21 protein-coding genes are annotated in these 23,919 nt (G+C 47.2%); 9 read left to right on the plus strand and 12 right to left on the minus strand.

The genetic code is table 11. From position 1 onward, the window contains the following. The first annotated feature begins 1 nt into the window (after position 1). Together lnt and prfB are read left to right on the plus strand one after the other, a co-directional pair. Positions 2 to 1,561, plus strand: coding sequence for an apolipoprotein N-acyltransferase (lnt, locus tag FCL48_RS13300; RefSeq protein WP_136872773.1), 1,560 nt, complete (start codon positions 2 to 4; stop codon positions 1,559 to 1,561). Positions 1,562 to 1,667: 106 nt separating this feature from the next. Then, positions 1,668 to 2,778, plus strand: a protein-coding gene (prfB, locus tag FCL48_RS13305; RefSeq protein ID WP_205747712.1) for a peptide chain release factor 2 whose coding sequence is annotated in 2 segments (ribosomal slippage) — positions 1,668 to 1,741 and positions 1,740 to 2,778 — 1,113 coding nt in all. Because the reading frame shifts where the segments join, the coding sequence is not laid out codon by codon here. A 121-nt stretch (positions 2,779 to 2,899) separates the two neighbouring features. Here the strand turns inward: prfB and ald are convergent. Together ald and FCL48_RS13315 are read right to left on the minus strand one after the other, a co-directional pair. Continuing rightward, a complete protein-coding gene (gene ald / locus FCL48_RS13310) occupies positions 2,900 to 4,015 on the minus strand; it encodes an alanine dehydrogenase (protein WP_136872775.1) in 1,116 nt (371 codons plus the stop codon). A 92-nt stretch (positions 4,016 to 4,107) separates the two neighbouring features. Beyond that, complete coding sequence (locus tag FCL48_RS13315) at positions 4,108 to 4,551, minus strand: Lrp/AsnC family transcriptional regulator (RefSeq protein WP_136872776.1); 444 nt, start codon at positions 4,549 to 4,551, stop codon at positions 4,108 to 4,110. A 272-nt stretch (positions 4,552 to 4,823) separates the two neighbouring features. Here FCL48_RS13315 and FCL48_RS13320 point away from each other — a divergent pair, with 272 nt between their 5' ends. Then, positions 4,824 to 5,909, plus strand: coding sequence for an alkene reductase (locus FCL48_RS13320; protein WP_136872777.1), 1,086 nt, complete (start codon positions 4,824 to 4,826; stop codon positions 5,907 to 5,909). 89 nt (positions 5,910 to 5,998) lie between these two features. Here FCL48_RS13320 and FCL48_RS13325 read toward each other — a convergent pair whose 3' ends face one another. From FCL48_RS13325 to FCL48_RS13355, 7 genes are read right to left on the minus strand one after another with little or no spacing between them, the layout of a single operon-like run. Then, a complete protein-coding gene (locus FCL48_RS13325; protein WP_136872778.1) occupies positions 5,999 to 6,208 on the minus strand; it encodes a hypothetical protein in 210 nt (69 codons plus the stop codon). Between the two features lie 25 nt (positions 6,209 to 6,233). Then, positions 6,234 to 7,454: an NADH:ubiquinone reductase (Na(+)-transporting) subunit F gene (gene nqrF / locus FCL48_RS13330; RefSeq protein WP_136872779.1), complete on the minus strand. Its 1,221-nt coding sequence runs from the start codon at positions 7,452 to 7,454 to the stop codon at positions 6,234 to 6,236. A gap of 43 nt (positions 7,455 to 7,497) precedes the next feature. Then, complete coding sequence (gene nqrE, locus FCL48_RS13335) at positions 7,498 to 8,106, minus strand: NADH:ubiquinone reductase (Na(+)-transporting) subunit E (RefSeq protein WP_136872780.1); 609 nt, start codon at positions 8,104 to 8,106, stop codon at positions 7,498 to 7,500. Next, entirely contained in the window at positions 8,106 to 8,729 is a 624-nt protein-coding gene (locus FCL48_RS13340; RefSeq protein ID WP_136872781.1) for an NADH:ubiquinone reductase (Na(+)-transporting) subunit D, read from the minus strand. Before FCL48_RS13340 ends, nqrE begins: the two co-directional genes overlap by 1 nt. Continuing rightward, positions 8,722 to 9,504 carry a Na(+)-translocating NADH-quinone reductase subunit C gene (locus FCL48_RS13345; protein WP_136872782.1) on the minus strand — a complete coding sequence of 261 codons (783 nt, stop codon included), beginning with the start codon at positions 9,502 to 9,504 and terminating at the stop codon, positions 8,722 to 8,724. The genes FCL48_RS13340 and FCL48_RS13345 overlap by 8 nt, the downstream gene beginning before the upstream one ends. Further along, on the minus strand, positions 9,497 to 10,705 hold the full coding sequence (locus FCL48_RS13350) for an NADH:ubiquinone reductase (Na(+)-transporting) subunit B (protein WP_136872783.1): 1,209 nt from the start codon (positions 10,703 to 10,705) through the stop codon (positions 9,497 to 9,499). The genes FCL48_RS13345 and FCL48_RS13350 overlap by 8 nt, the downstream gene beginning before the upstream one ends. 43 nt (positions 10,706 to 10,748) lie before the next feature. Continuing rightward, positions 10,749 to 12,095, minus strand: a complete 1,347-nt coding sequence (locus FCL48_RS13355) for a Na(+)-translocating NADH-quinone reductase subunit A (protein ID WP_136872784.1) — start codon at positions 12,093 to 12,095, stop codon at positions 10,749 to 10,751. Positions 12,096 to 12,445: 350 nt separating this feature from the next. Between FCL48_RS13355 and FCL48_RS13360 the strand changes: the two genes are divergently transcribed. Together FCL48_RS13360 and FCL48_RS13365 are read left to right on the plus strand one after the other, a co-directional pair. Then, the gene (locus tag FCL48_RS13360; protein ID WP_136872785.1) at positions 12,446 to 14,866 is read left to right on the plus strand and encodes an ATP-binding protein; all 2,421 of its coding nucleotides are present in this window, start codon (positions 12,446 to 12,448) and stop codon (positions 14,864 to 14,866) included. Positions 14,867 to 15,065: 199 nt separating this feature from the next. Then, entirely contained in the window at positions 15,066 to 15,398 is a 333-nt protein-coding gene (locus FCL48_RS13365; protein ID WP_136872786.1) for a carboxymuconolactone decarboxylase family protein, read from the plus strand. Positions 15,399 to 15,471: 73 nt separating this feature from the next. Here the strand turns inward: FCL48_RS13365 and FCL48_RS13370 are convergent, their stop codons facing one another. From FCL48_RS13370 to FCL48_RS13380, 3 genes are read right to left on the minus strand one after another with little or no spacing between them, the layout of a single operon-like run. Continuing rightward, positions 15,472 to 16,191, minus strand: a complete 720-nt coding sequence (locus FCL48_RS13370) for a TPM domain-containing protein (protein WP_240744843.1) — start codon at positions 16,189 to 16,191, stop codon at positions 15,472 to 15,474. Further along, positions 16,124 to 17,026, minus strand: a complete 903-nt coding sequence (locus FCL48_RS13375; RefSeq protein ID WP_136872788.1) for a YgcG family protein — start codon at positions 17,024 to 17,026, stop codon at positions 16,124 to 16,126. Before FCL48_RS13375 ends, FCL48_RS13370 begins: the two co-directional genes overlap by 68 nt. 15 nt (positions 17,027 to 17,041) lie before the next feature. After that, entirely contained in the window at positions 17,042 to 17,638 is a 597-nt protein-coding gene (locus FCL48_RS13380) for a LemA family protein (protein ID WP_136872789.1), read from the minus strand. A gap of 280 nt (positions 17,639 to 17,918) precedes the next feature. On the opposite strand from FCL48_RS13380, the gene FCL48_RS13385 reads away from it, so the two are divergent. From FCL48_RS13385 to FCL48_RS13400, 4 genes are read left to right on the plus strand one after another with little or no spacing between them, the layout of a single operon-like run. Continuing rightward, positions 17,919 to 18,368, plus strand: coding sequence for a MarR family winged helix-turn-helix transcriptional regulator (locus FCL48_RS13385; RefSeq protein WP_136872790.1), 450 nt, complete (start codon positions 17,919 to 17,921; stop codon positions 18,366 to 18,368). Between the two features lie 8 nt (positions 18,369 to 18,376). Further along, on the plus strand, positions 18,377 to 19,426 hold the full coding sequence (locus FCL48_RS13390; RefSeq protein ID WP_136872791.1) for an efflux RND transporter periplasmic adaptor subunit: 1,050 nt from the start codon (positions 18,377 to 18,379) through the stop codon (positions 19,424 to 19,426). Next, positions 19,426 to 22,539 carry an efflux RND transporter permease subunit gene (locus FCL48_RS13395; RefSeq protein ID WP_136872792.1) on the plus strand — a complete coding sequence of 1,038 codons (3,114 nt, stop codon included), beginning with the start codon at positions 19,426 to 19,428 and terminating at the stop codon, positions 22,537 to 22,539. Before FCL48_RS13390 ends, FCL48_RS13395 begins: the two co-directional genes overlap by 1 nt. Further along, on the plus strand, positions 22,526 to 23,776 hold the full coding sequence (locus FCL48_RS13400; protein ID WP_136872793.1) for a TolC family protein: 1,251 nt from the start codon (positions 22,526 to 22,528) through the stop codon (positions 23,774 to 23,776). The genes FCL48_RS13395 and FCL48_RS13400 overlap by 14 nt, the downstream gene beginning before the upstream one ends. Positions 23,777 to 23,919 lie beyond the last annotated feature (143 nt).

Genomic DNA, 23,919 nt, shown 5'->3' on the forward strand with positions numbered 1-23,919 from the left:
AGTGGCCTTTTTTCTCAGTAAAAATTTTTACCTGGCGGCTCTGACGGGCCTCCTTTTATGGGTTTGTTTTCCCGGTGGTGTTGGGCTGTGGCCTCTTGTATTTGTTGCCCTCATTCCTTTTTTCTTTCTTCTGCATGAAAACTCGTTGAGATCGACTGTTTTAGCAGGACTTGTCTGTGGAATGGGGCATTATCTTACACTGCTCTACTGGGTGGTGATCGTCCTTGGTAAATATGGCGGTCTTGGCTGGTTTATTTCTCTCCAGGGATTGGTGTTGCTAGCCCTCTACATGAGTTTTTATCTCATTGTTTTTGCAGTGTTAGCGCGAATCTTCTTAACGGCTCTGCCTTCATTTCTTTCCTTGTGGCTGCTGCCTTCTCTTTGGGTCGGTATTGACTGGTTGCGTGGAGCCTTTCTCACGGGTTTTCCCTGGATGGATATTGGCTACAGTCTGTTCGAGGTGCCTGTTCTCATTCAGATCGCCGATCTCGGCGGTCATCATGCCGTGAGTTTTCTGATTGTCTTTGTAAATACCCTGTTATTCTTTCTTCTGGAGCGCAGGTTGACCTTGCAGCGGAGCGTGTTGCTGCTTCCTGGTCTGGTTTTTCTTGTAGCTGTTGCCTTGTATTCGGGAAAACGCTCAGCGCAGCTCGAAGAACTTCTTCGTCAAAACACAGTACAGAAAGTGAGTGTTGGTGTGGTGCAGGGAAATATCAGGCAGGACCAGAAATGGTCTGCGGAGTTGCAGGAAAAAACCGTTCTGACCTATACAAACCTGTCAAAAACACTGTTTGAAGGCAATTCTCCCGATTGTATCATCTGGCCGGAGACAGCGCTGCCCTTTTATCCGCCCTCAAGCGAGCTGATGGGGCCTTTGTTTGATTTCACACACCAATTCCAGACGATGGTTCTGACCGGAGCTCCCTGGTATGAAATTATCGATCGTAAGGCAAAGAAAATAAAATTTTTTAACAGTGCCGTGTTGCTTGGCACTGAGGGACAGATTCAGGGCAAGTATTACAAAACACATCTGGTGCCGTTTGGAGAGTACGTCCCCTTTAAAAAGTTACTGCCTTTTCTTGCCCCTCTTGTTGAGGCGGTGGGTGATTTTACTCCCGGTGAAATTGAAAAACCGGTGGCATTTGACAAGGCCCGGGCGGGAATACTGATCTGTTTCGAATCCGTTTTTCCGGGTCTCAGCCGCAGGTGGGTGGAAGCCGGTGCAAATATTCTGGTTAATTTGACGAATGACGCCTGGTATGGTAAGTCGAGTGCCCCCGTTCAGAGTCTTGCGATGACCGTTTTTCGAGCTGTGGAGACGAGACGCAGTATTGTTCGTTCGGCCAATACGGGAATTTCCGCTTTTATCACTCCTTTGGGAGAGATAGACAAAGCGTCTGAGATTTTCGTGCCCTGGGCTGATAAGGCAACTGTGGCCCTCTATAATGAAAAAACGGTATGGGTCCGTTACGGGCACTATTTTCCTTTTGCTTGCCTGGCTTTTGTGGGTTTGGGGCTGTTACTTTCAGGCAGAGTGATGAAAAATTCGGATCTTGACTGAGATGTATCTATAATTAATTTTGACTTTCATGCCTGTTGCAGAATAGACAACAGGCCGGATTACTGGGTTAAGTCGAAGAACAAATGAATGTGTAAGGGAGTATATTATGGCCATTGAAACAGGTGCTGCGGTATCCAAACAAAAAATTGGGGAGTTAAAAGTTCGTTTACTTACCCTGAAGGAGCATCTTTGACTTAGCCAGGAAAAGAGAGCGTCTGGAAGAATTGGAGCGGCAAACCCTGGCTCCTGGCTTCTGGAACGATACAGATACCGCCCAGGTTGTTCAAAAAGAACTTGGTCAGATGCAGGAAGTCGTAGATAGCTGGGATTCTCAGTGGAAAGAGCTGGAGGACACTGAACTTTTTCTTGAAATGGTTGTGGAGGAAAAGGACCCTGAACTGGAAAATGAGATTGCTGAAAAGCTGGTGACTTTTGATGGGCATTTAGCCCAGGCCGAGCTTGAGTGTATGTTCAATGGAGAACATGATTTCTCAAATGCAATGGTGGCAATTCATGCCGGAGCAGGCGGGACAGAGGCTCAGGACTGGGTCGGTATTCTCATGCGGATGTATCTTCGCTGGGCTGAGACCAGAGGGTTTAAAACCTCAATTCTCGACTATCTGGCAGGCGACGAGGCCGGGGTGAAAAGTGTTACTATCATGTTTACCGGACGTTATGCATACGGCTATTTACGTTCGGAACTTGGTATTCATCGATTAGTTAGAATATCACCATTTGATGCAAGTGGTCGCAGACACACCTCTTTTGCCTCTGTGATGGTTATGCCGGAGCTTGATGATTCTATCAACGTTGAAATAGATGACAAGGACCTTCGTATTGATACCTACCGCGCAAGTGGTTCAGGCGGTCAGCATGTCAATAAGACCGATTCTGCCATCCGGATTACTCACCTGCCCACCGGGGTTGTGGTTCAGTGCCAGAACGAGCGTTCCCAGCACAGGAATAAAGACACCGCCATGAAAATGCTGGCGGCGCAGCTGTATGAGCTGGAAAAGCAGAAGAATGCAGAGCGTCAGGAAGGTCTGTCCGGAGATAAAAAAGGTATTTCCTGGGGAAGTCAGATCAGGTCGTATGTACTGCAGCCCTATCGTATGATCAAAGATCATCGATCAGACTACGAAACGGGCAACGTTGATGCTGTGCTGGATGGCAACCTTGATCCGTTTATCAAGGCGTATCTGCTGCTGGGCAAATAAACTGCCCCACTCGGTTACTGTGTCTTGGCCTTGTGTGCCTGATACAGAGAGGCTAAGACAACAAAGGCCGACTCTTACCTAAGAGTCGGCCTTTGTTGTTACTGCAGGTGGGAATTAAGAATTACTTCAGCACCTCAGCTGCTGGGGTGTAGTCGAGACCGAAAGCGTCTGCAACACCTTTGTAGGTAACCTTCCCTTCAACAACGTTGAGTCCGCGTGCGATCTCAAGATTTTCGATAGCAGCCTTTTTCCAGCCTTTATTGGCAATTGCTACAGCATATGGAAGGGTTGCGTTGGTGAGTGCCAGTGTAGATGTTTTTGCAACGGCACCAGGCATGTTGGCAACGCAATAGTGAACAACACCATCAATGATATAGGTTGGCTCAGCGTGGGTGGTTGCTTTGGAGGTTTCGATACATCCGCCTTGATCAATGGCAACGTCAACGATCACGGAGCCATCTTTCATGTCTTTGAGCATATCTTTGGTGATCAGCTTAGGAGCTTTAGTACCAGGGATAAGTACAGCACCGATAACGAGATCAGCCTTGGTGACATATTGTCTTAAGATTGCAGGGTTTGACATTATAGGGAATACATTTGCTGGCATAACGTCGTCTAGGTATGCGAGTCTTTCGAGGTTTGTATCAAGAATGTAAACCTGAGCGCCAAGGCCAGCTGCCATTTTTGCAGCATTAATACCAACAACACCACCACCGATAACAACGACAGTTGCAGGAGCAACACCTTTAACACCACCAAGCAGAATGCCCATACCGCCCTGTGGCATTTCCAGGTATTTTGCGCCTTCCTGTGCGGCCATACGACCCGCTACTTCACTCATAGGTATGAGAAGTGGCAGGGAGCCATCTTCTTTTTCGATGGTTTCATAGGCGATATTGATGGATTTTGCTTTGATGAGAGCTTCAGTCTGTGGAAGGTCGGCTGCGAGGTGCAGATAGGTGAACACTATTTGTCCTTCACGAATCATACCGTACTCAGAAGGCTGTGGCTCTTTAACGTGCATAACCATGTCACAGGCAGCATATACCTCTGCTGGAGTGGCAGCAATAGATGCACCTGCTGCAACGTAGTCAGCATCGGGATAACCTGCACCTGCACCCGCATCTTTTTCAACGATTACCTTGTGACCGTTTGCAATCATGGTTGCAACGCCGGTAGGTACCATACAGACTCTTTTCTCGAGTACTTTTATTTCTTTTAAAATTCCAACAATCATTACGATCTCCTTTGATGTGGGTGAAATGGTTTTTTTGTTCGCTGTTGATCCTGAAAGTCAGAATTGCTTGTGAACATGTAAACCCGACTTGCCTAAAGAAGGTACGGAACCTTTAGGTTATATCCTTTGTATACGATAAAACTTTCTACAGTCTGAACATCTTCAATCTTTGCAACCTGCTCTGTTACAAATTCCAGCAGGTTATAATCGCTGCCCAGCAGTACCTGCAGGATGATGTCGTATCTGCCTGTGACAATTGCAGCCGATACCACCCCCCTCAGCCCACTGAACTGGGATGCTTTGTTTTTCAAATCCATGGATTTGAGCTTAATGCCAAGGTACAGAAGGCTGTGTCCGGGCAGGGCGTCTACATCAACATTTCCTGAGAAATTAAGGATTCCTTCATCCAGTAGTTTGTTGACCCGGCTTCTGACTGTATTTTCGGTCACAGAGAGTGATTCGGCTATCAGCTTAAAAGATTTTCTTCCGTCTTTTAAATGGCGAAGAATCTCAATATTTGTGTCATCAATTTCCATGTTGCCCTTTTTATCTAGTTCATTTGTGAATACGTAAAAAACTAAACATTAACTTTGTGATAATGTCAATTAAATACGTATAAATTTGTTTTTAGCTCACTTTTAAGGAGATCGGTTGCTTGGTGACGGGCATAATGGAGAGAAAAAAGTCTTACGGTGTGAAATATCAGGAAATAAATTTATCGCTCAAGTGGCAGGACTTTTCGAAAACCTTTCTTATAATTTTTGCAAGCCCCGATGGGGGCGTAATTATAAAATAGAGGATGAAGATAATGACGACACTTTTTGACGAATTGCTAATTGGTGATCTGAAAATAAAAAACAGGATTGCACTTGCTCCGCTTACCAGAGGGCGGGCAGGAGAGGGCAGGATCCCAAATGATATGATGGCTGAGTATTACCTGCAGCGATCTTCGGCGGGACTTCTTATTACCGAAGCGACAGTGGTTTCCGAGCAGGGGATAGGCTGGATTGGATCTCCTGGAATATATACAGAGAAAATGGTTGAGGGCTGGAAGAAGGTCACAGGGCCACTACAGAAGAAAGGAACTCCGATTTTCCTGCAGATGTGGCACTGTGGCAGGGCATCGCACAGTGATTTTCATGGTGGCAAATTGCCGGTTTCTGCCTCTGCCGTCAAGCTTAATGGAGATAAGATTCATACTCCAAAAGGTACAAAAGAATATGAGGTTCCAAGGGCACTGGAAACCGCTGAAATCTCATCTCTTATAAATGATTACCGAGTTGCTGCACAAAATGCAAAAGATGCCGGCTTTTCAGGTATTGAGGTGCACAGCGCCAACGGCTACCTGCTGAATCAGTTTCTTGATTCTAAAACCAACCAGCGCACTGACCAATATGGTGGGAGCATTCAAAATAAGTATCGGTTGCTTGGGGAAGTCCTTGCCGCAGTAATGGAGGTATGGCCCTCTAAAAGAGTGGGAGTACGACTTTCCCCAAATGGGGTTTTTAATGATATGGGGAGCAGCGATTTCCGGGAGACCTATCTGCATGTTATCAAACAACTCGATACTCTAGATCTGGGCTACGTTCATATTATGGACGGCCTTGCTTTTGGTTTTCATGAACAGGGAGAGCCTATGACACTTGCGGAATTCAGAGAACACTACCGTGGTGTGATTATTGGTAACTGCGGTTACACAAAAGCAGATGCGGAAAAGAGGCTGAGTGCCGGAACTGCCGATATTGTAGCAATGGGTCGCCCTTTTATAAGCAATCCAGATCTCGTTGACCGTCTAAAAAATGACTGGCCGCTCAATCCCTATGATGACATGAGTCTCTGGTATACACCCGGACCTGAAGGGTATACCGACTACCCTGAGTACGAAAAAGAATAACTGGCGGATTGGCGGATAAGTCAAGGGGCTGCAATCCTATGGTTGCAGCCCCTTTTCTATATCTTTATTTTGGTAATTGTGAACGTCTCTTATTTGCTGGATTTAAAAGAGCAGCCGGCCCCTTTTCCTTCAAACAGCTTAGCGCTGCAACAACTTCCCATGGCTCCTCCGGATTTGTGACACATGCCGGTGAGTCCGTGATTGGTCCTGGCCTGTCTCCTTTTGCAATAGCTGATTAGTAAAGCAGTACCAAGAATAAGGGTAAAGGTAAGCAGCAGTGAGAGAATAAATGTTAGCATATTGACACCCTAATCATCATTGTACTTAGCCGCCAAAATCATCGTAGTGTATATTGTCACTTTCAACACCAAGATTGTCCAGCATTTCAAATACAGCCTGATTCATCATGGGAGGACCGCAGAGATAGTAGTTGATATCTTCCGGAGCCGGATGATCCTTGAGGTACTCTTCGAGGAGCACGAGATGGATAAAACCGGTGTGTCCGGTCCAGTTATCCTCGGGCTGAGGATCAGAGAGAGCAAGGTGGAATGAGAAATTATCATTATTTTTTTCGATTTCTTCAAACTCATCCAGATAAAAACATTCCTTCATGCTTCTTCCACCATACCAGAAGGAGACCTTACGCTTGGTATGCTTGCCCTTAAACAGATCAAAGATGTGGCTGCGAAGAGGCGCCATACCAGCACCGCCCCCTACTAAAAGGACTTCCGAGTCGCTGTCGTCCATGAAGAACTCACCGAAAGGACCCGCGATGGTAACATCATCACCCGGCTGAAGATTAAAGATATACGAGGAAACCTGACCCGGGGGAATTGCCTGCTGGCCGGGAGGTGGACTGGCGATCCTCACATTGAGTTTGATGATTCCTTTTTCCCCGGGGTAGTTGGCCATTGAGTAGGCTCTTGTTACAGGCGTGTAGACGTGAGATTTATACTGGAACATCTTGAATTTGGTCCAGTCGGCCAGAAAACGCTCATCAATATCAAAATTCTCGTAGTTGATTGTGTGGGGGGGTACCTCAATCTGGATATAGCCGCCAGCCTTGAAATCCACCTGCTCCCCTTCTGGCAGGCCAATGACCAGTTCTTTGATAAAGGTTGCAACGTTGTTGTTGGAAACAACCTTGCATTGCCATTTTTTGGCATCCAGCATATCGGGTGGCACCTTGATCTTCATATCCCGCTTCACGGCGACCTGGCAGGAAAGACGCATGCCCTGTTTGGCTTCCCGGTTATTGATCTTGCCTTTTTCCGTGGGGAGAATAGAACCTCCACCTTCGGTTATAATACACTTGCATTGTCCGCAGCTTCCACCACCTCCACAGGCCGAGGAGAGAATAACACCCTGCTCAGCCAGGGTAGTGAGGAGTTTCCCGCCGGGATTGGCCTCAAACTTTTTCTCTCCATTAATATCTATCTGGACTTGGCCGCTGGGGAGCAGGGTCTTTTTAGCAACTACGATAAAAGTGACCAGGATGAACTGAATTGCTAAAAAACAGCCCACTCCAAAATATATTTCCATCATTGCCTGATTTCCTCGTGTTCTCTTTTACACCGGTAAAACCGGTTTACATTTCCATACCGGCAAGACCCATAAAGGCAATTGCCATGAGACCTGCAGAGATAAAGGTAAGACCTAGGCCCCTTAGGCCCGCAGGTGGATCGGCATATTCAAGACGCTCCCTGATACCACCCAGACACACCACCGCCAGGAAGAAACCGGCTCCGGAGCCAAAGCCGTAGGCAATGGATTCGGGAAAGGTGTAATCCCGTTCCACCATGAAAAGTGTACCGCCAAAGATGGCACAGTTTACAGTGAGGAGTGGCAGGAATATTCCAAGGGTATTGTAGAGTGTTGGAATAAATCGGTCGAGCACCATTTCAAGAATCTGCACCACCGCAGCTATGATTGCAATATAGGTAAGAAGACCCAGAAAACTCAGGTCGAGTTCTGGGTGTCCGGCCCAGGTAAGCGCGCCCGGTTTGAGCAGATAGTTGAGAATGAGGTTGTTTATTGGGACCGTGATAACCTGGATAACAAGAACAGCCACTCCAAGGCCCATGGCGGTTTTCACCTGCTTTGAAATGGCGAGAAAGGTGCACATCCCAAGAAAAAAGCTCAGAGGCAGGTTTTCCAGGAAAATAGAACGAATAATAATATCTAAATAATGTGCCATTATTCACTCTCCTGTTGTTCGGGATCAATGCTACGAAGTAGCCAGATGAGAAGCGCGATAAGGAAAAAAGCACTTGCAGGCAACACCAGAAGACCGTTTCGTATGTACCAGCCGCCGTTGGTTGTCAGTTGCAGAATTTCGTAACCAAAAAGAGATCCTGAACCTAAGAGCTCACGTACAAAGGCGACAGACATAAGGATAAAGCCATAGCCAAGGCCATTACCGAGGCCGTCAATAAAGCTTGGAATGGGAGGGTTTGACATTGCAAAACCCTCGGCCCGACCCATCACTATGCAGTTGGTAATGATTAAACCAACATAGATAGAGAGCTGCTTGGAGAGGTCAAAGTAGAATGCCTTGAGCGCCTGATCCACTAAAATAACAAGGGTCGCAATAACAGTGATCTGCAATCCTATCCTCACACTGCTTGGGATCTGAAAGCGTACAATACTGATGGTCATGCTTGAAAAAGCAACAACCAGAGTGACGCAGATCGACATGACAAATGCTGTGGTCATCTGGCCGGTTACCGCAAGGGCGGAACAGATGCCAAGAACCAGCAGGGCTATGGGGTTACGTTTAAAAATGGAGCGGGAGAGGAGCTCCTTATTACTTTCAGCCATTGGAGTGTTCCTTCTTCATGTTGGTGATAAAAGGTTTAAAGCCGTGGTCTCCAAACCAGAATTCCATAAGACTATCGACCCCTTTTGTGGTGAGTGTCGCGCCTGAAAGACCATCAATTTCATACCTGGCGGCTTCGCCGGTTTTTGAGGATTTACCCTTGGCAAAACCGAGAGCAACCTCGCCATCGCCTGAGTAGATGAGTTTGTTCTCCCAGCCCTCCTGCCAGGTCTTGTTTTCAATCTCTCCACCAAGGCCAGGGGTTTCACCGTGTTCGTAGAAAGAGACACCCCGGATGGAGGTCATGTCAGCATCAAGGGCGACATAAGCATACATGGTCGACCAGAGTCCTTTACCCCGCACCGGCAGGATGATCTGCTCGGTCGTCCCGTCTTTGACAACCAGGTAGACAACTGAGTATTTTTCAAGACGTCTTATCTTGGCAATATCTTCATTCGTTGCAAGGCTTTGGCCATATTTTTCTGTCATTGCAGCCTTGGCTTGTTTGAATGTTGCCGGGTCAATGACATCTTTGGAAATGAATTTTCCTGTGGCCAGTTCCACAACCTTTGTCTCTATTGGGCTAAACATCTCCTCGATGCTTTTTGTGCTGTCGTAGAGGCCTGCCGCGTAGAGGATATGCTTTTTCTGGTCAGTGATCCGGTTGGCTTCCTGCATGGGGCGCAGTCCAACGGCTGCGCCAGCCACCAGGGCTGAGCAGACAAAGGCCAGAACCAGAACGGAATAAAATGGTTTGAGAGGGTGTTCATCAGCCATGTCGTACCATCCTTCTCTTGATGTTAGCTCGGATTACAAAATAGTCAAAAAGTGGTGCAAAGACGTTTCCAAGAAGAATCGCGAGCATGATTCCTTCAGGGTAAGCGGGGTTGGCAACCCGGATCATTATAGCGATACTCCCTATCAGCAGCCCATATAGCCACTGCCCGGTATGCGTATGAGCAGCGGATACAGGGTCTGTAGCCATAAATACCAGACCAAATGCAAAGCCACCCATAACCAGGTGCCAGTGGGGTGGGATCGCCCAGAGTGGATTGGTGGCGCTCTGTTGAAAGTAGAAATAACTGGAAGCAAGCAGGCCGCCAATGAGGGTCGAAGCCATCACCCGCCATGGAGCGATACGGGTGATCAGTAAAACGAAGGCTCCAAAAAGGCAGGCGAGGGTAGAGGTCTCACCCATGGAACCAGGAATAGTACCAAGAAAAGACTGCATCCAGGTGACGTCCATGCTGGTCATTACCTGGCCTACTTGAGCGGCGGCGGCCTGACCGAGGGGTGTGGCACTTGACACACCATCCACTGCAGTCCAGACGGTATCTCCTGTGATCTGCGCTGGGTAGGCAAAGTAGATAAAGGCCCGTGAAACCAGAGCTGGATTCATGAAATTGCGACCAACCCCGCCAAAAACTTCTTTTGCAAAGACCAGTCCAAAACTGACACCAGCGGCAACCTGCCATAACGGAATTGAAGGTGGCAATGTCAGAGAGAATAACAGGCCGGTGACCAGAAAGGCTTCAGAAAATTCATGGCCGCGAATGATATTAAACAGCCCTTCCCAGATCGAGCCCACAATCATAGTTACAATATAAATGGGTAAAAAATAGAGAGAGCCGTGGACAAAGTTTGAGGTAAGACTTGCCGAATTACAGCCGATAGTTGCCATAATTGCACCTCGCCATCCCTCAAAAGACGACATCCCTGCGGCCTCAAGGGCCAGGTTTGCCTGATAGCCGGTGTTCCACATGGCCATGAGCGTGCAGGGTAAAAGCGCGATCAGTACCGTAGTCATAATTCGTTTCAGGTCGATGGAATCACGGACATGGGGCGCTATTTTTGTGGTCTGGTTTGAACCAAAAAGAAAGGAATCAAACGCCTCATACAGAGGGTACCAGCGTTCCAGAGGGCCGCCTTTTTCAAAATGCACCCCCAGGTTTTCCATGAATTTGCTTAAAAATTTCATAAGTAAACTATTACCTTATAAAGAAATTGTCGTTTGACAGAGATTAGCCACCCAGCTCGATTGCAGTCAGCACGTCGCGCAGAACCGGGCCAAATTCGTTTTTACCGGGACAGACAAAACCGCAGAGTCCAAGATCGTCCTCGATGAGTTCAAGGCATCCGAGGGCTATGGATTTTTCTGTATCTCCCTTGGAAATAGACTTCAGCAGAGAGGTTGCGATGATATCCAGCGGCATAACTTCGTCGTAGGTGCCAAGTGGATAAATGGCTCTCTTTCCACCCCATAAAGCGGTGTTCATTGGCAGTTTGAGGTCCTTGACATAGGCCGAGGCGAACACAGGCCGGGTTGAAAATCTTTTCAGACCGGGCAGGAGCCAGTTAAAGATCGATCGACCCGATGAATCTAAAATGACAGAGACCTGATCGTGAAACCTGCCGATAAAACCAATGTTTTCGTGACATTCCCGACCGCTGAGCACCGACCCTGAAATAATTCTCAGATCTTCCAGGGATAATTCTCTTCTGCAGAGTTCGTGAAGATTCGCCCCTATTCTGGTTCGTACCAGCCCCGGATTGAGAGTACCTGTTCCACAGAGTGCCACGATTTTTTCTGCGAGAAGCTGGCCGCTTGCAAAAAGATGACCGATGCCGATGACATCCTGATAGCCTATATGCCAGACTGTTTTATTTTCACTGACCGGATCGATAAAGTGTATGTGAGTGGAAGGTAGTCCGGATGGATGAGGGCCTTGAAAAGAATAGTAGTCGATGCCGTCGATTTGCTCACAGTCCAGAAGCTTTGTCGCCCCTGTGCAATAATGGATAGGGCAGAGCAAGAATTTTCGCAGTACTCTCAGTCCAAGCTGGTAGCTCTCGGGTGCGTCGCCTATAATAACCTGTGGGTCGGCGGCAAGGGGGGAACTGTCCGATGCGGTGATGAAAAGCGAGGAGGGACTTGAGGTGATACCAGGATTTTTGCCGTAAGGCCTGGTCCTGATGGTTGTCCACAGGCCGGATTTGATGAGGATCTCCCTGATCTCCTCCTGTGTGTATGATTCAAAGCCTTTTTCCGGATCACAAAAGGTAACAGTCTCATCACCGTCGAGGCGGATAATGATGGATTCAAATTTTCGTTTTGCGCCTCTATTTATGGAGGAGACAATACCGCAACCCGGGGAGGTAAAAATAATACCCTCGTTTTTCTTATCGGTAAACACTGGCTGGCCGAGGGCGACTCTGTCACCTTCTTTGACCAGCATCGTCGGTTTCATACCGATGTAGTCGTCAGCTACCAGGGCCACTTGACCGACTTTGTTCCCTTCTCGGATTGGTCCGGACGGAGCCCCTGATATTGGAATGTCGAGACCTTTTTTTATGTGAAATGTTTTCATGATACGGGAAAACCTCTGTGGATTTATTTTGCTTACATGCTGTCAGGGAGGCGGCAATGCCAGGCAGTTGAACTGCTCTGCACCTTTACTGGAATGGTGCAGACCTCTTATGACACCATGAAACGATATTAATAATTACTGTAAACTGAACCATTTTTACCGGCAAATGTAAACATTGAATCGACTATAATTTCCCTGAAAATAAATAACCATTCAAACCGGTGAGACAATGTAAACGAAGAGTAAATAACAGTGACAAATTGTTGAATTATTAACGATTCGTGTTAACAGTACTGAGTAAAATGATTTGTTGTAGCGCAAATACAATTGTTTAAAGGAGAACGCAACCCATGAATAAACAATACCCATATGAGAAGTTAGGACTCTTGTATCTTGGCAGGGAGCTTGATTTTGAAAGCGGGGTCGCTTCTGATGTACCCTTTCTCTATAAAAACAAAAATCTGACTACCCATGGCGTCATCATAGGTATGACGGGCAGTGGTAAGACCGGGCTGGGGATTGGGCTCATCGAAGAGGCGATCATGGACAATGTGCCCTCGATTGTGATCGATCCTAAAGGAGACATGGGAAACCTGCTGTTGACCTTTCCTGAAGGAAGACCGGAAGATTATCAACCATGGGTTGATCCTGCAGAGGCTGCGCGAAAAGAAATGTCTGTTGAAGAGTTTGCAGCCGCTACCGCGACAACCTGGAAAGAGGGTCTCGCTTCCTGGGGGCAGGGAGCGGAACGGGTTAAAAGCCTACGTTCAAAAACAACTATGACCATCTACACCCCGGGTAGCAGTGCCGGGGTGCCGGTTTCTGTGCTTAGTGGTTTTTCAGCACCCGATGAGAGCGTATTACGCGACACAGACACCTTAAATAGCCTCGTTAACGCCACCACCACCAGTCTGCTTGCGCTGGTTAATATCTCAGGGGACCCTCTGCAGAGCAAAGAACATATCCTGCTCAGTTCTCTTCTTCTGCATTTCTGGCGGAGGGGAGAAGATCTCTCCATGGAGTCAGTCATTGGTCAGATTGTTAATCCGCCCTTCTCCAAGGTGGGAGTTTTCTCTTTAGATACCTTTTACCCCCAGAGTGAGCGAATGTCTCTGGCGATGACGCTCAATAATATTCTTGCGAGCCCTACGTTCAGTGCATGGACAGAAGGCGAACCGCTTGATATTCAAAGGATACTCTACGGAGATAACGGTTTGCCCCGAACGGCGATTTTTTCAATCGCCCACCTCAGCGATACAGAAAGGATGTTTTTTGTGACCATGCTCCTCAACCAGTTTATTGGCTGGATGCGCAGGCAGCAGGGCTCTTCATCGCTTAAGGCGCTTCTCTATATGGACGAGATCTTTGGTTATTTTCCTCCGACGGCGAACCCTCCATCCAAAAAACCGATGATGCTGCTGCTCAAGCAGGCGAGAGCTTTTGGTATCGGGGTGGTTCTCTCCACCCAGAATCCTGTGGATCTGGACTATAAGGGGCTTTCAAATATAGGTACCTGGTTTGTTGGTCGACTGCAGACCAGGCAGGACCAGGAGAAGGTGGTTGAGGGGATTGTAGGGGCAAGCGATGGCAGACTTGATATGAGCAAGGTCCGTCGTCTGCTTTCCGACATGAAAGGCAGGCAGTTTCTCCTTAATTCTGTCCATCTTGACGAACCAGTTCTCTTTGAAACCCGCTGGGCGATGTCCTATCTCAAAGGACCTATCTCTTCAAATGATATCAAAAAGTTGATGGCTCCCATGAAAAGTCAGCGGGTAGATGACGGAGGTCTCCCTGAGGTTGGTGTCTCCTCTGCATTTGGACCTGAAGTTGGTCCGGGGATGGCTCCGGTAATCGCCAAGGGTATCGAGCAACGCTATTACTTGCACACTATCCTCAGTGACAGACCATGTTTTGAACCTAAACTTGCAGTTCAGGCTTCGGTACGCTTTTATAACGCCAAGAGAAACATTGATGAAGTGATAAAAATCAATCAGCATTTTCTCCTTGATGACTCTTTTCCTTTGCTGGATTGGGAAAATGGTCCTGATGCAGAATATTTCCTCGATGACTGTTTAACCACTCCTCCAGCAGATAGTCTTTTCTATCCGCTACCGGATGGCTTTGCGGACATGAAAGATCTCTCAGAGCTGTCGGAGTCTTTTGCCGACTATCTCTATCAAAATAAAAAACTCGAACTGTTCCGCGTGGCGTCGTTGAATCTGGAATCACTGCCTGGCCAGTCACAAGGGGACTTTTCTGTTGTGCTGGGAGACCTGCTGCGGGAGAAAAAAGAGGAGGCTGTAGAAAAACTTCAGGCAAAATATCGCGTTAAGCAGGAGAGGCTGGAGCAAAAGCTGGACCGGGCCATGGCCAAGGTCGAAAAAGAACAGCAGGATGTCCAGTCCAAGACAACGGATACCCTCATCTCCTTTGGTGCTGCAATAGTGGGTGCCTTTTTTGGCCGCAAGGCATTGTCTGCCACAAATATCAGCAAGGCTGCCACTGGCATTCGTAACGTTGGTCGGGTGAGCAAGGAAAAAAGTGATGTTAAACGGGCAGAACAGGAGGTGTTTGAGGTACAGGAGGAGCTTGAGGAGCTGGCAGCCGAGATCGAAGAACAGATAATGGAGCTTGGAGATGATTTTGAAAGAGATAATTACGAAATCGAAACCTTTGCCATAAAGCCAAGGCGCTCGGATATCTTTGACGTTCGCCTGGCCCTTGTCTGGGAGATGGTCGCTGTACCGCAGCAAGGTGGGTCGGCGGGATGAACCTTTATAGATGAAAAGAGTCCATCTGCAGGGACAAAATGCGTTTTTACCTGTTTTTCTGGAACGTCCAGTGAAAATCTTTACAATCGCCTTATCGTATTAAGCGATATGATGGGTGAGAACAAAGCTAAAAAGCGCCCGGCATTCAAGAAGAATGTTACTGCCGGGATTGGAGTAAATACAAATAACAGGAACTGACATGGCGAAAGATAATATCAAAAGTAGTACCTATCAGGATATTTCGACGCGGTATCCGGAAGTCTTTAGTGCCCTTGAAAAGCTGGGAACCACTGTAAGAGAAAGTGGCCCTCTCGATGAAAAAACCAGTCATCTCATCCAACTGGCGGCGGCGGCTGCCTCCAAATCTGAAGGTTCGGTTCACTCTCACACGAGAAGGGCGCAAAAAGCCGGAGCCTCACAGGAGGAGATTTACCACACTCTGTTGCTGTTGATTTCAACCATCGGCTTTCCCCAGACTATGGCTGCTATCTCATGGAGCCGGGATATTCTTGAGGGAGAAAAGAGGGAGTAGGTTTTTTGGTAGTTTTCTCATCCTTTAAATGAAGGTTTAAGGCCATTACGTTTCGTAGTGGCCTTTTTAGATTTTATTCGATAATGAGATTATGCAGCTCGTCCTTATCGCCTTTTTCATATGGGAAATGTTCCTGTAAGATTTCACCGATGCTCTGTATAGCAGAGCAGATAGCTTGACATTGATTTTTTTGTTTGATGCCATAAGTGAGCTGATCGACGACCTTGTCCCAGATTGTCTGACTGATCCTGCTGTTGATCCCGGAATCGGCAAGTATCCAGACCTTTTTTTCCAGTACCGATATGTAGAGGAGGATACCGTTGTCCGCTGCTGTTTTATAGAGCCCCTGACTGTAAAAGGCTGCGAGGGCCGATTTACTGACCTGGGTTTCCACATGGCCCTGATTGAGGAAATAATATTTCAACCGGTCTGTGCGGTGCACCCAAAAATAAAGGGGAAGAAAAGTAAGGGAAAACAAGGCAAGAAACAGCCACATGTTCTCTGGCCCAATCCAGATTCGTTGCCCGATAATGACGGACAGTAACAGGCTTGAAGGGATGGACAAAGATGCACTACACACTAAAGCCGCTAGTGGGTACTCATCACTTTTTGTAACGACCATGGGAACAATTTCTCCCGTGGTTCTTTTTTCAGCTGCCTGCACGGCAAGCGTGATTTTATCCTGCTCTTCCTTTGTGAGGAATAACTCCGCAAGGCTTTTCATATCACCATCCTCCTGACGAACCACCGCCGCCAAAACCACCGCCACCCCCGCTAAAGCCTCCTCCTCCACCAAAACTGCCCCCGCCAAAGCCTCCACGAAAAATGTCGGAGTTTCTGCTTTTGCTCGATCTGCTGATCCTTCTTGTGGGGCGGGAACCTGTCCTGCCAAGGAGCATGCTGGCGAGGTAGCCTGCGATGAAACCAGCCGGAATAAGGGCGAGGAAAAGCGGCCAGCTAAAACCGGCAAATAAACTTGTTAAAACAGGAAGGGCGACCGACCCTGCTGTGGCACCTATGATTTTGTTGCGACCAAAAATCTTGCCAATATTGAAGAGGAAAAAGAGAATAAAGATCAGGTAGCCTGTAATCTCATCCTGGTTGCCTCTACTCTGCTGCTGGGTGCCTTGTCCTTTGTATTCACCACGTACCGCAGCGATCATTGCAGAAACGCCATCAATGACGCCCTGATTGAAATCTCCATTTTTAAATCTGGGGGTGATGACGTTACGAATAATTCGGCCTGCCGTGAGATCTGTGAGTACACCCTCCAGTCCGTAGCCTACTTCTATACGTATTTTTCTGTCATTTTTAGCAATAAGCAGAAGGGCTCCATTGTCGAGTTTGTCCCGGCCGAGTTGCCAGGCCTCCACCACCCGAAGGGAAAAACCTTCAAGGCTTTCTCCTTCAAGGGATGTGATAGTCAATACTGCCAACTGGGTGGATTCTTCCGTCTCAAGTGTTGTGAGGATATTTTCCAGGTGCTCTTTTGTGGAGCTGCTGAGCATATTCGCATAATCGTTAACCCTTTTTCCGAGAACAGGTACTTCAAGGCCCAGGCAATACTGTGATATAAAAAGCAGGAGCAGAACCTGTATGACAGAAAGGATGAAGATCTTTTTCAGCATGGTTGTTATACCTGTTTAAAACTTAACCTTGGGTACCTCTTTGGCGGCCTCGTCAGCCTTGTAGTATTCTTTTCTGTCTAAATGAAGAATGAGAGAATTGGTAAGGCTTTCCGGAAATTTACGGATCGATGCGTTAAACATTTCAACGGTCTCATTGTAACGTTGTCTGGCCACATTAATTCTGTTTTCTGTGCCTTCGAGTTGAGTCTGCAGGTCAAGAAAATTCTGGTTGGCCTTGAGGTCAGGATATCTTTCCACGATGACCATGAGTCTGCCAAGGGCCGACGATAGGCCTCCCTGGGCAGCTTGAAACTGACTCATGGCGTCCGGGTTGCTTAAATCTTCGGGTGAGAGCTGAACAGAGGAGGCTTTGGACCTGGCGTTTATAACGGCTTCAAGTGTCTCAGCTTCGTGTTTGGCGTAGCCTTTTACCGTTTCAACGAGGTTTGGGATCAGGTCTCCTCTCCGCTGGAGGGTCGCTTCGACATCGGCCCAGGCCTTGTAAACACTTTCTTCCTTTACCTGAAGAGAGTTGTAGCCGCATCCACTGAGAAAAAAAACGGGTAATAAAAAAGTGTACAGAAGAAAAGTAAAACGAGTAAATCGAAGCATGACTCCTCCTGAGCGTTAGTTGTTGCAGATAAAACTCATCATCGTGTGGTCGAGAATCTAGCGATTTATAGTAGTGCGTTTTGTTGTACCTGTCTACTCCAGGGTGCCCCTCTCCTGGATATTTTATGGAAGTGTTTTCCTATTGTTGTTGAAAGGTGAGCTCTCTGCTCTTTTTCATGTATTCTGTCTTTGCCAGTTTTGCTCCATTTTAAGATGATTCTTGACAGGAATTTCTGGGTGGCGTAATTTGTTGCCTTGTTAAATATTAATGGGGCAATGAATGAAAAACGATTGTAAAGATGACTCGTTGTTACAGTTGATCAGTATGACAGCGCAGGTGATGCGCAGCTTTGCCGACCAGTGGTTGAAAAAATATGATCTTACCCTCGAGCAGCTGAAAATCTTGAAAACGATGGCTGTCGAGCATGGGCAGACCCAACGTTCGCTTTGCCTGGTGACGGGAAAAAGTGCTGCGAATATAACCCGGCTTCTTGATCGGCTGGAGAATAAAAACTATGTGGAGAGGAGAAAGAACCCTGGGGACAGAAGGGCAAGTCTTGTGTTTCTGACACCGGAAGGGCTTCGGATTCGTGAAAAGGTCCGGGATGGGTTCGATGAAATGCGTGCAGCAATTTTACAGGATATCGATCCTGGAAAATATGAACAGACCATAGAAGTATTGCACCTGATTAAAGATAGAGTTGAAAATGTATCCGTAGATAAAGGGTGAGGGAAGAGATGCTTAAAAAAATCGTGATGATCAGTATTTTTCTGTTGTCTTCTGCAGCTTACGCCGCCGGGCCTCCACCAGCCAAGGTCGTCCTTGGGGAGGTTGTGAAAAAAGAAGTGGCTACAACCCAGTCGGTCACAGGGGTTCTCTATTATGAGAGAGTCAGTGATATCTCGACGGAGGTTGTTGGACTTGTTGAGGAAATTAAAGTTAGCCAGGGGGATCATGTCAAAACTGGCGACCTGCTTGTCCGGCTCAATACGGAAATACTGGAAAAGGAAATCGCCTTGTCCAGAACCCGTATTGCCCAGACAGAATTGCGCATTGAGAATCAGGAGAAAAATTATAAGCGGCTTGAAAGACTCTTTAACAGTGAGGGGGTGAGCGAAAAGGATTTTGATGATGCGTATTTTTCCTATCAGGACGCACAGATGGAAAAACGTGCCGTTGAGGATAGCCTTGCTAAATTGCTTCTGCAGCAGAAACGTTCATTTATCCGTGCTCCTTTTGGTGGAGTGGTTCTCACTAAAGGTGTTGACTCCGGAGCCTGGGTGCAGCAGGGCAAAGTCCTGGTGAGCCTTGGTTCGTCGGACGATCTGTTTGTTCGTGCCCCCATTGCTGAAAATTTACTCCGTTTTGTGGAAATTGGAGAAAAGGTTCCCGTTATCTTAAATGCCTTTGACAAAGAGATTGAAGGTGAAGTGCTCGGTATTGATCCGGTTGCAGATATCAAAACTAAAAACATCTTTCTTAAAATCAAAGTTCCTTCAATGGATTTTGTTGCCCAGAACATGTCTGCCAATGTTCTCGTTCCAGGCAGTGAGAAAAAAGAGTTGAGTGTACTGAGTCGTGCGGCTGTGATTAAGTTCCAGGGCAAGGACTTTGTCTACACGGTAAAGGATGACAAAGCAGCCATCATGCCGATAAATATTGTTTCTTATATGGGGCAGATGGTTGCAACGGATACCCCGTATATAGCTCCTGGTTTTCCTCTTGTTATTGAAGGTAATGAGCGTTTGCGACCTGACCAGCCGGTGATGGTCGTGGGAGGAAAGTGATGGATATTGTAAAGTATTCACTTGAGAAACCGGTATCGGTGGCGGTTGCGGTCATCCTGCTGGTTACTTTTGGGCTCATCGGTCTGAATCAATTGCCGATACAGTTGACCCCAGATGTCGAAACGCCGGAAATCACAGTCCAGACAACCTGGGGCGGTGCAACCCCCTTTGAGATAGAAAAAGAGATTGTAGAAAAGCAGGAGGAGGCTCTTAAAGGCTTGCAGGGACTCACAAAAATGGAGAGCTCCAGCTATAACAGTTTTGGCGAGGTGACGCTTTCGTTCGCCCTTGAAACTGATGTGTCTGACGCCCTGTTGCGGGTGTCCAATAAGCTCAATGAGGTCTCTAATTACCCTGATAATGCTGATAAACCTGTGATCGAGGCGGCGGGGGCAAATAGCTCGCCTGTCGTCTGGATGGTGGTAAAGCCCAAGGAAGACAATAAAGAGGATATCACCCACTTTATGACCTTTTTTGAGGATAATATTCGCCAGAATTTTGAGAGGATAAAAGGCGTCGGCTCTATGTTTATCTTTGGTGGAACCGAAGATGAACTGCATATCACCTTAGATATGGAGAAGATGGCCCAGAATAAAATCAGCATTAATCAATTATCGGGAGTCGTGGTTCAGGCCAATACCACCACCTCTGCGGGTGTTCTTGGGATTGGTCGGAAAAATTATCGCATACGGACCATCGGTCAGTTTCAAAATGCTGAGGATGCTCTGGATGTCGTTATCTATGATGATGGCCTGAAAAGGGTTTATCTCCGTGACGTGGCAACTGTTGCTAAGGGCTATCAGAAAGAGTCGGCAGCAGTCTTGCATAATGGCCAGCAGATTCTGGTGGTTGGTCTCAGGAAAGAGACAGGGGCTAACGTTCTGGAGATGAGCGACAGGGTAGAGGCCGAAGTAAAACGTTTAAATGACGGGATTATGGGAGAGCATGGCCTCAACATAGAGCTTGTCTATGACCAGCGGAGTTACATTAACACCTCTCTTGACCTGGTGAAACAAAATGTACTGGTGGGAGCCTTACTGGCCGTTGCCGTGCTGTTGACGTTTTTACGAAGCATCAGAACAACCCTGGCAACAGCCGTTGCCATTCCGATCTCCGTTATCGGGACCTTTATTTTTCTCTGGCTGTCGGGGCGGAACCTCAACGTCGTCAGCCTTGCAGGTATATCTTTTGCGGTGGGAATGCTGGTTGATAACTCCATTGTCGTTCTTGAAAATATTGATAGACATCGACAGCTTGGTAAGACCGCCTATGAGGCTGCGTATATCGGTGCCAAAGAGGTGTGGGGGGCGGTTTTCGCATCTACCGCGACGACGGTCGCTGTTTTTCTTCCCGTTATTTTTATGCAGGAGGAGGCCGGGCAGCTTTTTCGTGACATCGCCATTGCGATCACCTTTTCTATAGTAATCAGTCTTCTTGTGTCGATTTCAGTCATTCCGACACTTATCAACCTGTTGTATAGAAATTCGAAGCTCAAAGCCCAGAATACCCTGCAGAAAAGTTATATTGGCCCGATTATGGTCAGATTTATCATGGCTGTTTCCAATTTTTGCCTGAAAAATGTGTTCACACGACTCCTCACGGTAGTCCTGTTTACCAGTTTATCTGTAATGGCTATTTATACTCTCAAGCCGCCTGCAGAATATCTGCCCCAGGGAAACAGAAATCTTATTTTAAATATACTTATTCCGCCTCCCGGCTATTCTGTTGATAAGTTTAAAGAGATAGGTGAGGGGATATACCAGGCGTCTGCTCCCTACTTTAAGGAAGACAACAAAGATGGCTTCCCTCAGCTCAAACAGATGTTTTTTGTTGGTGCGGATCGGTTTACCCTTTTTGGAGCAATTTCCACCCATGAGACAAGGGCAAGTGAGTTGATCCCTCTTTTTTCAAGGATCATGAACTCCATCCCGGGAATTTTTGGCGTGAGTATCCAGGCGGGGATTTTTGAGCAGGGTTTAGGTGAGGGGAGAACTGTCGAGGTGAATATCTCCGGAGAAGATATTGATACCATAGCTGCTGCAGCAATGACACTGTATGGTGGGATCGGTCAAAAGATTCAGGGGGCACAGATTCGTCCCATTCCCTCTCTTGAGACAAGTTACCCAGAAATTCTTGTTATACCAAATAAGCAGAAACTGGCAGCCAATGGGCTGACTGAACAGGATCTGGGGGTCTATGTCGATGTGCTCATGGACGGCAGGCGCATAGATGATTTCAGTCCAGCCGGGGTGAAAAAAATTGACCTGGTTGTAAAAGGCAGCGACACTGAATTCACCAGTCCCGAGAGTATTTTACAGGCAACCATTGTGAATAACTTCGGAGATCTGATTAAAGTAGGTGATGTGGCTGATCTGCAGTACAGTCAGAGTATGCCTCAGATTAACCATCTTGAGCGTAAAAGAACCATTACTCTCCAGGTCACTCCGCCTGAAACGCTTCCATTGCAGAGTGCCATCGAATTAATTGAAAATGATCTGGTTGGTCCATTGACTGCAGAGGGTAAACTGGGTGGAGTAAACATCTCCATTGGTGGAAATGCGGATAAACTTGTAGAAACCGGCAAGGCGTTACAGTGGAATCTCTTGCTGGCCCTGCTGATAACCTATCTTCTCCTGTCGGCTCTTTTTGAAAATTTTCTCTATCCGCTTATTATTCTTTTTACTGTACCCCTCGCTGCGGCCGGTGGTTTTGTCGGGCTGCTGGCGGTTAATACTTTTATCACCAGACAGGGGTTTGATGTTCTTGCCATGTTGGGATTCATCATCTTGATCGGGACGGTGGTGAACAATGCAATTCTTATTGTCCACCAATCGCTCAATAATGTTCGTTATAACGGGCTCCAGGGGTTGGATGCCATCTCTGACGCTGTAAAAACCAGGATCAGGCCAATCTTTATGAGCGCGACAACCAGTGTTCTTGCCATGAGTCCGCTTGTCATTGCCACAGGTTCTGGTAGTGAATTGTATCGTGGGCTGGGGAGTATTCTTCTTGGAGGCCTTACTGTTTCTACAATGTTTACTCTGTTTGTCATCCCGGCGTTACTTGCCTTTGTCATCCGATTTGAAAGGAGTCGAATAAATGAAGCTCATTAATACTTTTGTCCTCTTGTTATTCTGTTGCTCGACCGCTGAGGCTATTGATCTTGCCGAAATGCAGAAGATGGCCCTTGGTAACAGGCAGGTCGTTGAGCAGTATGTTACCCGCCTTGCCAAAAGTGAAGAAGATATCACTCTGGCCAAAGCCCCATACCTGCCATCGGTTGACATCGCCTATACTGTCAATACCCTCAATGAGGATGGTACCTATGAAAACGAGCAGAACTCGATCGTTTATGGAAGTGTCAGCTACAATATCTTTGCCGGTTTTCGTGATAAATATAATATTGAATCCGCGGAAATGCTGAGAGCAGTTGAGGCGTACAGTCTTGAAGGGATTCAGCAGGATCTGCAACTCAGTGTAGCGCTCGCCTACCTTGCAGTCTATGAACGACTTGCCAATAAAAAGGTGGCTCAGTCAGCCTTTGAGACGCTGGGGCGGGTGTACCGTGATGGTGAGAGCAGGTTCCAGGTCGGGTTGATTGGTAAAAATGAACTCCTTAAATTTCGGGTGGATTACGATAACGCTGATATTACTTTAAAGGGTGCAGATGCCGGGCTGAAGAAAAGTGTTAACGTCTTATCAAGACAGGTTGGCAGCAGGATTGAATTGTCCGATCTTAATTTTTCTGAATTTGAAGAACTGCCGACCCTGATGGATAAAGATGCCTACACAGTGAGCATGCTGGAAACACGAAGTGAGATCAAGGCCCTTGAAACTTTAATCGGCGTAAGTGAGACCCAGGCCAAAAGTGAAAAGAGCGGCTACTACCCCAAACTGGATCTGGTCGGAAGCTACACGCTTTATGATGACGATTATGTCAGTGGTAACGGTAGTTACGATGATGACGAACTGCGGGCACAGCTGGTACTGTCCATGAATCTGTTCCGAGGATATGCGACCCAGGCAAGCGTTACCAAGGCCAAGCTGTCGGCGCGGGCCACGAGGTATGAGTTGGAGGAGTTAAAAGACAACTTCACCACAGATCTTGATAACCTCTTTATCGACTTCCAAGTGAGTCTGGAAAATGTCAATGTAGCCAATCGTTCCATTGAGCAGGCCGAGGAAAACCTTCGAATTACTCAGTTGAAATACGACGAAGGCTTGCAGCGCGAATCTGATCTGCTTGACGCAATAACCAGCCTTTCCAGGGCTCAATACAACTATGTAACCGTACTGAAGACCGCTTTTTCCAATAACTTTCAGTTGACCAGGATGGTTGATGGCTTCTGATTGCAGCTCGGAATTTTTTAGATATGATGGTTGCCACATAAACAAAACAGACCTGCCTACCTTGCAAACGTGGGTTAAGTTGAGAGCATAAACAATCAACTCAGAGCCAAAATCAAGGAGGCAGGTCATGCAGAAAACAATAA

The organism is Desulforhopalus sp. IMCC35007 (assembly GCF_005116575.1).
GTDB lineage: Bacteria > Desulfobacterota > Desulfobulbia > Desulfobulbales > Desulfocapsaceae > Desulforhopalus_A.

Excerpts from the sequence above, each read along its gene's own strand:
- FCL48_RS13350 (WP_136872783.1), bottom strand. The coding sequence starts at position 10,705 with ATGAAATTTTTAAGCAAATTCATGGAAAACCTGGGGGTGCATTTTGAA.
- FCL48_RS13360 (WP_136872785.1), top strand. The coding sequence starts at position 12,446 with ATGAATAAACAATACCCATATGAGAAGTTAGGACTCTTGTATCTTGGC.
- FCL48_RS13400 (WP_136872793.1), top strand. The coding sequence starts at position 22,526 with ATGAAGCTCATTAATACTTTTGTCCTCTTGTTATTCTGTTGCTCGACC.
- FCL48_RS13315 (WP_136872776.1), bottom strand. The coding sequence starts at position 4,551 with ATGGAAATTGATGACACAAATATTGAGATTCTTCGCCATTTAAAAGAC.
- nqrF (WP_136872779.1), bottom strand. The coding sequence starts at position 7,454 with ATGATGGAAATATATTTTGGAGTGGGCTGTTTTTTAGCAATTCAGTTC.
- FCL48_RS13340 (WP_136872781.1), bottom strand. The coding sequence starts at position 8,729 with ATGGCTGAAAGTAATAAGGAGCTCCTCTCCCGCTCCATTTTTAAACGT.
- FCL48_RS13320 (WP_136872777.1), top strand. The coding sequence starts at position 4,824 with ATGACGACACTTTTTGACGAATTGCTAATTGGTGATCTGAAAATAAAA.
- FCL48_RS13345 (WP_136872782.1), bottom strand. The coding sequence starts at position 9,504 with ATGGCTGATGAACACCCTCTCAAACCATTTTATTCCGTTCTGGTTCTG.
- FCL48_RS13355 (WP_136872784.1), bottom strand. The coding sequence starts at position 12,095 with ATGAAAACATTTCACATAAAAAAAGGTCTCGACATTCCAATATCAGGG.
- FCL48_RS13365 (WP_136872786.1), top strand. The coding sequence starts at position 15,066 with ATGGCGAAAGATAATATCAAAAGTAGTACCTATCAGGATATTTCGACG.
- FCL48_RS13375 (WP_136872788.1), bottom strand. The coding sequence starts at position 17,026 with ATGCTGAAAAAGATCTTCATCCTTTCTGTCATACAGGTTCTGCTCCTG.
- FCL48_RS13380 (WP_136872789.1), bottom strand. The coding sequence starts at position 17,638 with ATGCTTCGATTTACTCGTTTTACTTTTCTTCTGTACACTTTTTTATTA.
- FCL48_RS13395 (WP_136872792.1), top strand. The coding sequence starts at position 19,426 with ATGGATATTGTAAAGTATTCACTTGAGAAACCGGTATCGGTGGCGGTT.
- nqrE (WP_136872780.1), bottom strand. The coding sequence starts at position 8,106 with ATGGCACATTATTTAGATATTATTATTCGTTCTATTTTCCTGGAAAAC.
- ald (WP_136872775.1), bottom strand. The coding sequence starts at position 4,015 with ATGATTGTTGGAATTTTAAAAGAAATAAAAGTACTCGAGAAAAGAGTC.
- FCL48_RS13385 (WP_136872790.1), top strand. The coding sequence starts at position 17,919 with ATGAAAAACGATTGTAAAGATGACTCGTTGTTACAGTTGATCAGTATG.
- FCL48_RS13325 (WP_136872778.1), bottom strand. The coding sequence starts at position 6,208 with ATGCTAACATTTATTCTCTCACTGCTGCTTACCTTTACCCTTATTCTT.
- FCL48_RS13390 (WP_136872791.1), top strand. The coding sequence starts at position 18,377 with ATGCTTAAAAAAATCGTGATGATCAGTATTTTTCTGTTGTCTTCTGCA.